The organism is Acidimicrobiales bacterium (assembly GCA_035546775.1).
Lineage (GTDB): Bacteria > Actinomycetota > Acidimicrobiia > Acidimicrobiales > JACCXE01 > JACCXE01.
The window spans coordinates 26,127-38,750 of the sequence record DASZWD010000072.1; the positions used below are offsets into that span (position 1 = coordinate 26,127).

Annotated in this window: 15 protein-coding genes; 5 read left to right on the forward strand and 10 right to left on the reverse strand. The window is 69.4% G+C overall.

All coding sequences use genetic code 11. The features are described 5' to 3' along the window. Window positions 1–97 precede the first annotated feature (97 nt). Window positions 98–871, reverse strand: a complete 774-nt coding sequence (thiD, locus tag VHC63_17810) for a bifunctional hydroxymethylpyrimidine kinase/phosphomethylpyrimidine kinase (protein HVV38471.1) — start codon at window positions 869–871, stop codon at window positions 98–100. Further along, window positions 868–1,644 carry an AIR synthase related protein gene (locus VHC63_17815; protein ID HVV38472.1) on the reverse strand — a complete coding sequence of 259 codons (777 nt, stop codon included), beginning with the start codon at window positions 1,642–1,644 and terminating at the stop codon, window positions 868–870. The genes thiD and VHC63_17815 overlap by 4 nt, the downstream gene beginning before the upstream one ends. A 120-nt stretch (window positions 1,645–1,764) precedes the next feature. Here VHC63_17815 and VHC63_17820 point away from each other — a divergent pair, with 120 nt between their 5' ends. Genes VHC63_17820 through VHC63_17835 form a run of 4 tightly spaced genes read left to right on the forward strand, consistent with a single transcriptional unit; the run spans window position 1,765 to window position 4,943 of the window. Continuing rightward, the gene (locus VHC63_17820; protein ID HVV38473.1) at window positions 1,765–2,034 is read left to right on the forward strand and encodes a hypothetical protein; all 270 of its coding nucleotides are present in this window, start codon (window positions 1,765–1,767) and stop codon (window positions 2,032–2,034) included. 5 nt (window positions 2,035–2,039) lie between these two features. After that, window positions 2,040–3,836: a phosphoenolpyruvate carboxykinase (GTP) gene (locus VHC63_17825; GenBank protein HVV38474.1), complete on the forward strand. Its 1,797-nt coding sequence runs from the start codon at window positions 2,040–2,042 to the stop codon at window positions 3,834–3,836. Window positions 3,837–3,846: 10 nt separating this feature from the next. Beyond that, window positions 3,847–4,083, forward strand: coding sequence for an Lrp/AsnC ligand binding domain-containing protein (locus tag VHC63_17830; protein HVV38475.1), 237 nt, complete (start codon window positions 3,847–3,849; stop codon window positions 4,081–4,083). Then, window positions 4,062–4,943, forward strand: a complete 882-nt coding sequence (locus VHC63_17835) for a phytanoyl-CoA dioxygenase family protein (GenBank protein HVV38476.1) — start codon at window positions 4,062–4,064, stop codon at window positions 4,941–4,943. Before VHC63_17830 ends, VHC63_17835 begins: the two co-directional genes overlap by 22 nt. Here the strand turns inward: VHC63_17835 and VHC63_17840 are convergent. The 7 genes from VHC63_17840 to VHC63_17870 all read right to left on the reverse strand — a co-directional run bounded on the left by VHC63_17840 (window position 4,940) and on the right by VHC63_17870 (window position 10,630). After that, window positions 4,940–5,314 carry a hypothetical protein gene (locus VHC63_17840; GenBank protein ID HVV38477.1) on the reverse strand — a complete coding sequence of 125 codons (375 nt, stop codon included), beginning with the start codon at window positions 5,312–5,314 and terminating at the stop codon, window positions 4,940–4,942. The two genes, VHC63_17835 and VHC63_17840, sit on opposite strands and share 4 nt — an antisense overlap. Then, window positions 5,315–6,136: a DUF455 family protein gene (locus VHC63_17845; protein ID HVV38478.1), complete on the reverse strand. Its 822-nt coding sequence runs from the start codon at window positions 6,134–6,136 to the stop codon at window positions 5,315–5,317. Window positions 6,137–6,155: 19 nt separating this feature from the next. After that, entirely contained in the window at window positions 6,156–7,055 is a 900-nt protein-coding gene (locus VHC63_17850; GenBank protein HVV38479.1) for an RIO1 family regulatory kinase/ATPase, read from the reverse strand. A gap of 167 nt (window positions 7,056–7,222) precedes the next feature. Continuing rightward, the gene (locus VHC63_17855; GenBank protein ID HVV38480.1) at window positions 7,223–8,170 is read right to left on the reverse strand and encodes a hypothetical protein; all 948 of its coding nucleotides are present in this window, start codon (window positions 8,168–8,170) and stop codon (window positions 7,223–7,225) included. Next, the gene (locus VHC63_17860; protein HVV38481.1) at window positions 8,170–9,285 is read right to left on the reverse strand and encodes an iron-containing alcohol dehydrogenase; all 1,116 of its coding nucleotides are present in this window, start codon (window positions 9,283–9,285) and stop codon (window positions 8,170–8,172) included. The genes VHC63_17855 and VHC63_17860 overlap by 1 nt, the downstream gene beginning before the upstream one ends. Before the next feature lie 10 nt (window positions 9,286–9,295). After that, on the reverse strand, window positions 9,296–9,847 hold the full coding sequence (locus tag VHC63_17865) for a histidine phosphatase family protein (GenBank protein ID HVV38482.1): 552 nt from the start codon (window positions 9,845–9,847) through the stop codon (window positions 9,296–9,298). 3 nt (window positions 9,848–9,850) lie between these two features. Beyond that, on the reverse strand, window positions 9,851–10,630 hold the full coding sequence (locus VHC63_17870; GenBank protein HVV38483.1) for a PIG-L family deacetylase: 780 nt from the start codon (window positions 10,628–10,630) through the stop codon (window positions 9,851–9,853). 27 nt (window positions 10,631–10,657) lie between these two features. On the opposite strand from VHC63_17870, the gene VHC63_17875 reads away from it, so the two are divergent. Continuing rightward, window positions 10,658–11,452, forward strand: a complete 795-nt coding sequence (locus VHC63_17875; GenBank protein ID HVV38484.1) for a class E sortase — start codon at window positions 10,658–10,660, stop codon at window positions 11,450–11,452. A gap of 4 nt (window positions 11,453–11,456) precedes the next feature. Here VHC63_17875 and VHC63_17880 read toward each other — a convergent pair whose 3' ends face one another. Next, window positions 11,457–12,608: a CaiB/BaiF CoA-transferase family protein gene (locus VHC63_17880; GenBank protein ID HVV38485.1), complete on the reverse strand. Its 1,152-nt coding sequence runs from the start codon at window positions 12,606–12,608 to the stop codon at window positions 11,457–11,459. Between the last annotated feature and the right edge of the window lie 16 nt (window positions 12,609–12,624).

A 12,624-nucleotide genomic window follows, 5' to 3' on the forward strand; every position in this document is an offset into this window, starting at 1 on the left:
GAGATCGAAGGGAAGAGAACTTCGACGGTGCCGCGCTGCGTCCGCTGCTGTCAAGAGCGAATTGGCGATGGTGAAGCAGAAAGACCCTGCCTCAGCATCACCAAAAGCGGTGGGGGTGGGCGGCGGGGACGCCGCCGCCGATTCGCACCCGGTGCTGAATCGCCGCCGTGACGGCGGCTTTGCCGCGGCGGCAGGCCGACACGATGTCGTCGCCGAGGGCGATGCCCGCGGCGATCGAGGCGCTCAGCACGCAGCCCGTCCCGTGGGTTTCGTCGGCGACAACGCGCGGTGACTCCAGCCACACCGGCCCGGGCTGGCCCTGCACCAGCACGCAGTCGCGCGCCGGCCCGTCGCCGACGTGGCCGCCCTTGACCAGCGCGGCGCCGACGCCCATCTCAAGCAGCGCCCGGGCGGCGCGCACCATCGAATCGTCGTCGACGACCTCGATCCCCGTGAGCGCCCGCGCCTCGTGGGCATTCGGTGTGACGAGCGCGGCCCGGGCCAGCAACGCGCCGTAGTCCGCCTCGCCGTCGAACAGCGACGCTCCGGTCGTGGCCACCAGCACCGGATCGACGACAACGGGGACGCCGACGGGCAACGCCGGGGCGATCGCCTGCATCATCTCGAGCGAACCGAGCATGCCGGTCTTGATCGCGCCGATCATCAGGTCCGAACACACGGCCTCGATCTGGGCGAGGACGATGTCGACGGAAACGAGCTCGACGGCGTCGACGCCGATTGTGTTCTGCGCCGTGACGGCCGTGACGGCGCACGCGCCCCACACGCCCTGCGCCGCGAACGCGGCGAGATCGGCGGTCACACCGGCACCACCCGACGAGTCGACGCCGGCGATCGTCATCGCGACCCTCACAGTTGATGCTCCCAACCGCGGCCGGCGATCGCGTCGCCGTGCAACGTGACGCCAGAGCCGGGGACGACCGCACCGATACGCGTCCATCCCTCGATCGGCACCGGCGAACACGCCACGAGTACGAAGTCCTCGCCGCCGTGCAGGGCGTCGTCGAGACTGGCGCCGTCCGCGACCGGCACGTCGTCGAGGGCCAGGCACACACCGGACGCGGCGGCGATGCGGCCGCAGTCGGTGATCAACCCGTCGGACACGTCGATCAGCGCCGTCGCGCCTTCGGGCCTCAGGCCGAGGTAGGCCGACGGGCGGCGGTGTGCCAAACCATGCCCGCCGGCACGCAGGTCCCGCGCCGCCGCACCAACCTCGCCGCTCACGTACACGCCGTCGCCGACGCGTGCGCCCGAACGCAGGATCGGCTGGTCGGTGTGACCGAGCACCGTGACGGTCACCACGGTGACCGGACCGCCCGACAGGTCGCCGCCGACCACCGGCGCGCCCACGACGTCGCACGCCTCCTGCACCCCGTCGAAGAAGCCTTCGACGTCGAAACCGGCCGCCACGACCAAGGAAACCAGGAACGCCGTCGACCGACCGCCCATCGCGGCGATGTCCGACGCGTTGACCATGATCGCCTTCCAGCCGACGTCGCCGGCGCTGCTCCACTCGGGGCGCCAGTCGACGCCCTCGACGAGCGTGTCGGTCGACGCCAGCAGCCCGCCCGGCAAGACGGCGGCGTCGTCGCCGACCGCCGGAAACCGCTGCGCGAGGCGCGCCAATACGGCGAATTCGCCCTGCGCTGGTTCGTCGCTCAGCGGGTGCCTCCGGTAGTTTGGGTGAGCTAGTTACCGCCGAGCGTAGGCACTGCGCCCGAGGGGTTCAGTCAGGAGGCGACGGAGTTGCAAGGCGTCATCAAGTCGTACGACCCGGACACTGGTCAGGGCACGGTCATCACCGACACCGACCGGACCGACTACGACCTCGCCGCCGACGCAATCGCCGGTTCGATCTTCCGCATGCTGCGCCCGGGCCAACGGGTCGTATTCGACCTGGATGGGGAGGGACACGCGACCCAGCTGCGCCTGGGGTCCGAAGTCGACATGGGCGCTCCGGCGCCCCCGCCGGGTATCAACCCTGATGCTGATGCACCAACCGAGGTCGAGGTCTGACAGACATGGGAGCCACACCCCTTTCCACCAACACGTCGCTGCTCAACTGGGTCAACGACATCGCCGCGCTCACCACGCCTGACCGCATCGAATGGTGCGACGGGTCGGCCGAGGAGTACGACCGGCTGTGCCAGGAGCTGGTGAACGCCGGCACCTTCACCCGGCTCTCCGACGCCAAGCGCCCCAACAGCTACCTCGCGCTGTCTGATCCGGGCGACGTCGCCCGCGTCGAAGACCGCACGTTCATCTGTTCCGAGAACGAGGCCGACGCCGGCCCCTCCAACAACTGGCGTGACCCGGCTGAGATGCGCTCGACGCTCAACGGCCTCTTCGCCGGCTGCATGAAGGGCCGCACGATGTACGTCGTGCCCTTCTCGATGGGGCCGCTCGGCTCGCCCATCGCCCACATCGGTGTCGAGCTCACCGACTCGCCTTACGTGGCGGTGTCGATGCGCATCATGACCCGCATGGGCCAGGCGGCCCTCGACGCGCTGGGCGACGGCCCGTTCGTGCCCTGCGTCCACTCGGTCGGTGCGCCGCTCGAGGCCGGCCAGGAGGACGTTGCGTGGCCGTGCAACGCCGACAACAAGTACATCGTCCACTTCCCCGAGACGCGCCAGATCTGGTCGTTCGGATCGGGCTACGGCGGCAACGCCCTCCTCGGCAAGAAGTGCTTCGCCCTGCGCATCGCGTCGGTGATGGCGCGCGACGAGGGTTGGCTCGCCGAACACATGCTCATCCTCAAGCTGACGAACCCCGAAGGCGTCGTGAAGTACATCTCGGCTGCCTTCCCCTCGGCGTGCGGCAAGACGAACCTCGCCATGCTCGTGCCGTCGCTGCCGGGCTGGAACGTCGAGACCGTCGGCGACGACATCTGCTGGATGAAGATCCGCGACGGCCAGCTCTACGCCATCAACCCCGAGGCCGGCTTCTTCGGCGTCGCTCCGGGCACGGGCCCCGACACCAACCCCAACGCCCTCGCCACGCTGACCGAGAACTGCATCTTCACCAACACCGCCGCCACCGACGACGGCGACGTGTGGTGGGAAGGCCTCACCGAAGAGCCCCCGGCGCACCTCACCGACTGGCTCGGCAACGACTGGACACCCGAATCGGGCACCAAGGCGGCGCATCCGAACTCGCGCTTCACCGCCCCCGCTGCGCAGTGCCCCACGATCGCGTCGGAGTGGGAAGACCCCGCCGGCGTGCCGATCTCGGCCGTGCTGTTCGGTGGCCGCCGCGCCAGCGTGGTGCCGCTCGTCCACGAAGCGTTCTCGTGGAACCACGGCGTGTTCCTCGGCTCGATCATGGCCTCGGAGACGACCGCGGCGCAGGCGGGTGCCGTCGGCAACCTGCGGCGTGACCCCTTCGCCATGCTGCCGTTCTGCGGCTACAACATGGCCGACTACTTCGCCCACTGGCTGAAGATGACGACGCTCGCCGATCCGGCGAAGCTGCCGAAGATCTTCTACGTCAACTGGTTCCGCCGCAACGCGGACGGCAAGTTCCTCTGGCCCGGCTACGGCGAGAACAGCCGGGTGCTGGCGTGGATCTTCGACCGCGTCAACGGTCAGGGCGAGGCCGTCAAAACGCCGATCGGCTACGTACCGGCCCCCGGCGCCATCAACGTCGACGGCGTCGACGTGACCGCCGAGGACATGGCGGAACTGCTTTCGGTCGATACCGAGGAGTGGCGCGCCGAGATCCCGTCGATCGAGGAGCACTACGCCACCTTCGGCGATCGGATCCCTGACGCGCTGCGTGACGAACTGGCTGGCCTGGAGAAGCGTCTTTCCGAGTAACTTTCGCGCCATGTCCGTCAGCGCGTTCATCTTGATTCAAACCGAAGTCGGCAAGGCGGCGAACGTCGCCGCGGAGGTCGGCAAGATCGAAGGTGTCGTTTCGGCCGAAGATGTCACCGGCCCCTACGACGTCATCGTGCGAGCCCAGGCCGGCGACATGAACGATCTGGGCAAGATGGTCGTGAGCAAGGTGCAGCTGATCGACGGGATCACCCGCACCCTCACGTGCCCGGTCGTCAACCTCTAGACCTCAGCGTCGCCGCCGAGCACTTCCGCACCCACGGCTGGGTGCTGGTCGACTCGCTCATCCCGGCCGCTGACCTCGCCGCGGCGCAGCCGGCGCTGGCGCGGGCGTATCCCCCGCCACCGGTTGGCGAGCCGAAGACCGGCGAGCGCTTGTTCCGGCCGGGGCAGTTCACCGGGCTGCGCGAGGCGCCGCTGGGTGAACCGGCGCTCGACAACCTGTGCGTGCACGACCGCGTGCTCGACCTCGTCGAGGCGTTGCTCGGCACCAGCGACATCCGGCTGTACCAAGCCGAGACGTTCGCCAAGTTCACCGGCGTCGAGAGCTACGAGCAACCGCTGCACATCGACGAGACGAACCACACGTTGTTGCCGCCACGCCGCGATGGCGCGTTCCGCCAGGTGCAGCTGTTCGTCTACCTCTCCGATGTGACCGAGGAACGCGGCGCGACGCACGTCGTCTCGCGCACCCGCACCGGCGAGATCCCCAAGGAGCAGCTGTACTTCGACCGCTCGGGCGCCGTCGTCATGGACGCCGACGAAGTCGCCGCCGAGGGACCGGCCGGATCCGTGCTGGCGTACTCCGCGGACACCGTCCATCGGGGCACCGACATGACCGAACCGGGCGCCAGTCGGTTCTTCTTCAACCTCGGGTATCGCATCGGCGGCACCGACTGGGTGGGCGCGCTCCCCTGGCCCCGCCGTGGCATCGACCCGCGCATCCCGGCGTGGCTCTCGCAGCTGTCGACGCGCCAACTCTGCGCGCTCGGGTTCCCACCGCCGGGCCACCCCTACTGGGACGACGAGACCCTCGCCGCCACCCAGGCCCGCTACCCCCAGATGGACCTCACCGGCTTTCGCTAGCGGGCGGTGCCGACGAGGACGGCGCGGATACCGAGGCCCATGATGAACAGGCCGAAGGCGCCGTACCAGAGGTAGACCTTCTGGAGTTGCTGGCGGTAGCTGTAGGCGAGGCCGACGGTGATGATGGCCACGAACCCGTAGAACATGTGGAACTTGGGCGGGTTGATGTGCTGGCCGCTGACGAGGCCCACCCCGAGGCCGACCTGGATGAACACGGCCACCTCGGCGAATGCGGTGAACCACCACAGGGCGCGCGTACGCAGGCCCGGCCAGCGGTGCGCGCCGAAGGCCCAGAGTCCGGCGAGGCCGTTGGACGTGATCGTCACCCACGCCCACGCGACGTGAACGTCGCGCAGGGTCGTCGCGAGCAACTAGCTGTTGTCTTGCGCGGCGCGGGCCATTTCGGCCATCGCCTGCGCTTCGGCCCGAGCCTCGGCGGCGACGTCGACGAGTTCGGTGATCTCGTCGTCGGTGAAGCCCGCCAGGTTGCGGAACTTGCGCGCCAGATGAATCGGTGCGTCCTCTTCCTCGCCGCGGAAGCCGCCGAAGCTGAACAGCTTGTCGACGGTGCGCTGGAAGTCGAGGGCCTGCTGCTGGCGCTCGGGGTCGTTGGCGGTGATGCGGCGCAGCCAGTCCGAGCCCATCTTCACGTGGGTGACCTCGTCAGCGAGCATCCAGTCTTCGCAGAAGTACAGGACCGGATCGTCGGTGCCGCCGCCGTACTCGCGCATCGTGTTGAACACGTCGATGGCGAGGCCCTCGAGGGCGCGGTTGACGCCGGTGAGACGCAGGACGGGGTCGGCGTTGCACGCCGCCTCGAACAGCAGCACCTGCTCGGCGAACTCGCCGATGTAGGTGCCCATGTGCTCACCGAGCTTGATGGAGATCTCGCAGTGCCGCGCCTCGTCCCAGCACTGGCGGGCCATGTCGAGCTTCAACTCGAAGGGCACTTCCTTGCCGACCTCGAAGTCGTAGCAGGTGCGCCCGGCGCCCTCGAGCGCCTGGATCTCGCCGACGAAGATGCTGTGCATCAGCTGACGGGCACCGTCGGGTGCCTCGGGATCCTTCGGATCGAAGCCCAGCGCCGGACGGCTCTCGTTGCCGTTGCGCGGGTCGAACACGACGTCTTCGATGCGGATCCGCTCGAATCGTTGGTCGCGCGCGAGATCGTCGACCGTCAACATCTTCTTCATGGACAAAAGTGTATGCCCGCTAGCCGTCTCGCGGTGAGAACGCGGCGGCCACCAACTCGCCGAACAACGCGTCGGGATCTGGCACCTCGGCCCCCTTCTTCTCGAACCAGCCGAGCAGGTTGCGGCAGTCCCGCTGGAGGAAGTCGAGGGCGTTGGCGTTGTACTGCGCGGCGCGGGTGACATCGGTCAGCTCGGCCGCCTGCGGCAGGTCGATCACGTAGAGCGTTTCGCCCCACACCAGCGTGTTGTAGGCCGAGAGGTCGCCGTGGACGATCCCTGCGCCGGCGAGGCCCCACAGGATGGCGACGGCCTGGTCGCGCAGGTGGTGCAACAGGTCGCGATCGGGGCGCGACTCGGCGAGTCGGGGTGCGGCGCCGTCGTCGTCGCCGAGGTACTCGAGCATCAGCTCGGTGCCCGAGAGTTGGACGGGATACGGCACGGGGAGGCCCGCGTCCCACAGGCGGCACATGGTCTCGAACTCGGCCTGGGCCCACACGCCGGCGCGGGCGGCCGAGCCAAAGTGCGTCTGCTTCTTGATGGCCCGCGCCGTGCGGCCGTCGCGGGGCTCCTTGCCCATGCGGTAGGCGGCGTCGTTGCGGAACGTGCGGTGGTCGGTGTCGCGGTAGCGCTTGGCGGCGAGCAAATTGCGCTGGTCGCCGAACGTGCGCTCGACGACGGCGACGTCGGCCTCTTTGCCCGACTTCAGGTCGCCGAGGTCCTCGTCGCGGGCGTCACCGCTGGTGATCACCCAGTCGGGCACCGGTTCGGGCCCGTGGGTCGCCGCCGGATACGACGTGGCGCCCGGGTCGGGCACGTCGTCGTCCCAGCGCTGGTTCGGGCGGCGGATGAGATAGACGAACTCGTCGTCCTTGGCGGTCTTGCGGAACGCGACCTTGTCGGGGGCCGCGTCATGGTGCATGCGAGGCAATGCAGGGGTCCTTTGAGAGCGGGATAGGAGCGGACGCAGCGCGTCCGGCGCCGGCTCTGTCAGGCGTGACGAGCGGAGGCGCGCGGTGCAGCGGTGGCTTCGGTGGTGATGGCAATCCGGGACATCAGCGCCTCCTTTCTTGTGACGTGGTGTGCAGCTTAAAGGTCGGGACCGCTCAGGTCGATGCCCATTTCCGGCAGGCCGGGGTCGAGCGGCGTCGACGAGGCGAGGTCGACGTCTTCGTACGGGTCCGCCGCGAAGGGGCGCGGCTGTGGTTCAGACTCGACGGCCGCCTCGAAGCCGTGCTCGGCCACGAAGCGCTCGTGGCGCTCGCGCTTGCGCCGCGCCCGCGCCGACTCCGCCGCCGCGGCCGCTTCGGCGGCCGCAGTCGACGTGACCGGAGCTGCGACCTCGGAGTCCCACAGCGGCGCCCAATCCGTGACCGGGGCCGGTTCGTACTCGGGCTCGTCGTCAAGGTCACCGAGTACTGGCACCGGCGGCAGGACCATCGTCGGGAAGGGGCCGTCGTAGGCGATGCGGCGCCGGCGCGTCGACCCGAAGCCGACGAGGGCGACCCCGCCGAGACCGAGGGCGCCGAGCACGAGGAGCAGCAGTTTGCCGGTCGAACTGCTGCCGTGGTGCGACGCCGGCAGGGCGGCGTGCGAGACGTCGGGCTCGGTGGAGGGCGGATCGGTGACGGCGGTGTCGTCGGGCAGCGTCTCGGTCGTCTCCGTCACTCCGGCCACGAGCGTCGTCGTGCCGGTGGAGTCGGTGGTCGTCGTGGAGTGCGTGCCGCGGCGGGTGGTCGTCGTGTGCTGCGACGGCTCCGGCGGCTGGTCCACGGAGATACCGGGCTGCGTGTCGGGCGGCACCGTGCCGACGGTCGTATCGGAACCGATGCGGCGCGTCGTCGACGTCGTGGGTGCGGTCGTACTCGGCGGCGACGTCGTCGGCGGAAGGGTGGTGGGCGCGGCGGTCGTCTCGGTGGTCGGCGGCGGGTCGTCGGCGCGGGCGGGCGACTGTCCGCCGACGCCGGTGAGTACCACCAGCGCGGCCAAACCTCCCCCGAGCAGCGCGCCCAGCCGGCGCGCGGACATCCGCATCACTACCGTGCAGACGCTAACAAAGCCTCGATCTCGTCGGGGGTCGCGGGCCGAACGTTGCTCTGTACCAGGAAGTTCTGGGGCGCCAGTTGGGCCACCGCGGCGATGTCGTCGTCGCTGACACCGGCCGCCGCCAGCCCGTCGGGCAGCCCGAGGCGAGCCCGCAGGCGATCGATTGCGCCCGCGGCGTCGTCCGGGTCGCCCAGCGCTTCGCCGATGCGGCGGATCGCCTCCGGCGCCGCCAACTCGTTGAACGCGACCACCTTGCTGAGGAGCACGGCGTTGGCCCGGCCGTGCGGGATGCCGCTGCGCCCGCCGACCATCTGGGCCAGGGCGTGGTGAATGCCCATCGACGAATTCTGTAGGCACCGGCCGGCGAGGGCGGCGCCGGCGAACATGTCGGTCCGGGCGTCGAGGTCGTCGGGGTCGTCGACCACGCGCGGAATCGCGTCGGCGATCCGGCGGATCGAATCGAGGGCGATGGCGGCGGCCTCGGGCGTGCAGCGCGGGGAGTACACCGCTTCGACCCCGTGGGCCAGCGCGTTCATGGCCGTCTCGGCCGAGATGTCGGGTGGCAGGTCAAGCGTGGCCTTCGGGTCGTAGATGGCGACGACCGGCGCGGTGGTCGGCCCGCCGGCGCCGGTCTTCTGGCGCGTGGCGTGGTCGGTCATGCCGAAGAAGGGCGTGAGCTCAGCGCCCGAATACGTCGTGGGGATCGACACGTGCGGCAGCACCGGGCGGTCGACGTGGCTCGTGCCCGGCACGCCCTCAGCTTGTTCGGCGAAGAAGGCGACGGCTTTGCCGGTGTCGGCGCACGAACCACCGCCGAAGCTCACGATGCCGTCGACGCGTTCGCGCCGGGCGATGTCGAGCGCTTCGTGGACCGTCTCGGTCGGCACGTGACTCTGCACGTCGTCGTAGATGGCGGTGGCGGTGCGGCCGAGCACGCGATGAAAGCGGATGCCGACGTCGCTCATCATGCGGCCCTGCGTCGTGACGACGAGAACGCGGCGCAGGCCGATGCTCTTGAGCGTGTCGGCGACGCGATCGATGCTGTCGACGCCGAAGATGATCTGCTGGGCGTAGCCCGTGTGCACCCAGGAGGACGGCGAATTCACGGCGTCGTGTCTAGTTCACGACCGTTGACGCCGCGTGGCCGAGTTCGACGACGCGCCACTCGTCGCGGGCAGCGTCGATGTCGACCGTGGTGCGCGAACAGTTGTCGACCGCTTGGCACACGACGCGGTCGTCACCCCACGCCTTGCCGATGGCGACGTTGATGGCGACGAAGTGACTCACGACCACCGACTCGTCGGGCAAAGCGCGCAAGGTGGCGAGCACGTCGTCGCGCCACGCGCAGTACGCGTCGCCCGCCTCGGTGTACGTGCCGGCGAGAAAGCCACGCAGCCAGTTGACGCGCGTGGCGACGTCGAACTCGTCGGGCGCCACCACCTCGCCCACGCGCGCCTCGACCGCCGCCGGCACGCCCCAAAGGCGCTCCAGCGCCGCCGCGGTTTCGCGGGTACGACGCAGCGGGCTGGTGAAGAGCGGGCGCGCCGATCCACCGATGGCGGCCGCCATGGCCTCGGCCTGCGCCCGCCCGGTGCCGTCGAGCGGCGGATCGGTGTCTTCCCAACCGGCCGCGGCTTTGCCGTGGCGGACGAGGGTTATGCGCGGCACGGTCTAGAGCCCTTCGAACAGGTCGTACTCGTGAATGCCGCTCGGCGCGCCGCGCCGGATGAACCACTCACGACCGAAGCCCTCACGGAACACTTCGTCGGGCATCGTGAGGAAGAACGAGTCCTCGGTCACCTGGCTGGCGTGAGCCCGCAACGCTCGCTTCTTGACCTCGACGAAGTCGCGCACGTCGATGGCCGTCGTGATGAATTCCTCTTCGACGCCGAGCGGCGACTCGATGGTGCGCGGGCCGTCCTCCGGTGGGTTGTCCATCTGCTGCGCCTGGCGCCGCCACGCGGTGCGGTTCACCGTCGTCTCGTAGACCTTCGGCGTGCCGGCAATCTCGGCGGCGCGCACGCCGACCTGCCACACCTTGATGTGATCCGGGTGGCCGTAGATGCCGTTCTCGTCGTAGACCGTGAGCACGTCGGCCTTTTCCTCTTCGAGGATGCCGGCCACGCGGCGGGCCGCCTCCTCGAGATCGGCTTGCCAGAACGATTCCGGCGCGTCGTTCTCGGGAGTCCCGATCATCCCGGAGTCGCGGTAGTCGAGGAACACGTGACGGGCGAGGCCGAGCACCTCGGCCGCCGCCGCCATCTCCTGCTCGCGCCGCTGGGCGAGGGATTCGCCCGGCGCCAGGAACCCCTCGGGATACTCGCCGTGTTCGCCGCGCGTGGCCGTGACGACGACCACGCGGTGTCCGTCTTTGACCGCCTTTGCGATCGTTCCGCCGGTGCCGATGGACTCGTCGTCGGGGTGGGCGTGGAAGCACACGAGGGTCGCCATGAGGAAGACGAGCCTAGACTTGCCCCGATGGTTCGCAGTGCTGGGGGGCGTCGGGTTTTCTTCGCCCTATGTGCGGTTCTGGTCGTCGTCGCCGCGACGACGCTCGCCATGCGCGGTGACCACGCGCAACGCGTCGTCGCCATCAAGCCACCGGGCACGACGCTGCCGACCACCACGACAACAGCTGCGACGGTCCCGACCACCGCGGCCACCAACCGCGCGGTGCAACACGTGCGCGTGCTGCCCGGCGAACGGCCGGCGCGCGCGCCGCGTGTCGCCAGCTACCGCGGGCCGACACCGACGGGTCGCATCATCATCCCGCGCATCGGCCTGAACCACCTGACGTACGAAGGCATCGACCTGTCGGTAATCGACTACGGCCCGTCGCACTGGCCAGGCACGGCGATGCCGGGCGACGTCGGCAACACCGTCTTTCCGGGGCACCGCGTGACCCACGATCACCCCTTCTACGACATCGACTTGATCCAGATCGGCGACCAGGTCATTTTCGAGAACGCGACCGGGCGTTACACGTACCAAGTGACCGACCACTTCGTCGTGAACGCCGACGAGACGTGGATCGCCGATCAGACCGACACGCCCACGTTCACCATCTTCGGCTGCCACCCGAAGCACTCGGCGAAGCAGCGCTATGTCGTCAAGGGCACGCTCGTCAACGCGCAGCGCGCCTACTCGTCAGCCCCCCAACCGAACGACGGCCACACCGCCCCCGGCGACGGCAACAGCTACACCCCGCCCACGACGGAACCACCCGCCACGACGACGACAACCGCGCCGCGGTCACTCCTCCCCCACCTGTAAGCGGCTACTTAACCGCTCCGGTTTCGTGGAGTTTGGTGATTTCGTCGGCAGCGAAGCCGTAGTCGGCGAGCACTTCGTCGGTGTTCTGACCGGCGTGGGCCGGCGGACCCTGCACCGCTGAGGGGGTGCGGCTGAACCGCGGTGCGGCGTTGGCCTGGACGATGCCGCCCACTTCGACGAAGACGTTGCGCGCCTTGTTGGCGGGGTGTTCGGGCGCTTCCCACAGCGACAGCACCGGGGCGAAGCACACGTCGGTGTGCTCCATGATCTCGCACCACTCGGCGCGGGTCTTCTGCTTGAAGCAGGCGGCGACCCTGTCCTTGAGCTTGGGCCACTCGGGACGGTTCATCTGCGCCGCCATCTCCGGGTCCTCGCCGAGGCCGCTGAGGCGCAGGAGTTCGGCGTAGAACTGCGGCTCGATCGAGCCGATCGAGATGTACTCGCCGTCGGCGCACTCGTAGGCGTCGTAGAAGTGAGCGCCGGAGTCGAGCAGGTTCGTGCCGCGCTCGGGCGTGTGCATGCCAATCGCCTTCATGCCGTGGAACATGTTGGTGAGCAGCGCCGCGCCGTCGACCATGGCCGCGTCGACGACCTGCCCCTGGCCCGAGCTGCGGGCTTCGAGGATGGCGCACACGACACCGAAGGCGAGGAACATGGCGCCGCCGCCGAAGTCGCCCACGAGATTGAGCGGCGGTACCGGCGGCCCGCCGGCCTTACCGATCGGGTGCAGCGCACCGGCGAGCGAGATGTAGTTGATGTCGTGGCCCGCGGCCTGGGCGTACGGGCCGTCCTGGCCCCAGCCCGTCATGCGGCCGTAGACCAGCTTCGGGTTGCGGGCGAAGCAGTCGTCGGGGCCGAGACCGAGGCGCTCGGTCACGCCGGGGCGGAAGCCTTCGATGATGGCGTCGGCCTTCTCCACCAGGCGCAGGATCGTCTCGACCCCGTCAGGGTTCTTGAGGTCCACACCGATCGACCGGCGGCCCCGCGCCAGCGGGTCGAAGGGCGGGCGCGCCGGATCGCCGCCGCTCACGTTGCTGCTGCGGTCGACGCGGATCACCTCCGCACCCATGTCGGAGAGGAGCATCGCGGCAAACGGGCCCGGCCCGATGCCTGCGAGTTCGATGATGCGGACGCCGTTGAGAGGACCCGAAGCCATAACGCTGACGCTAGCT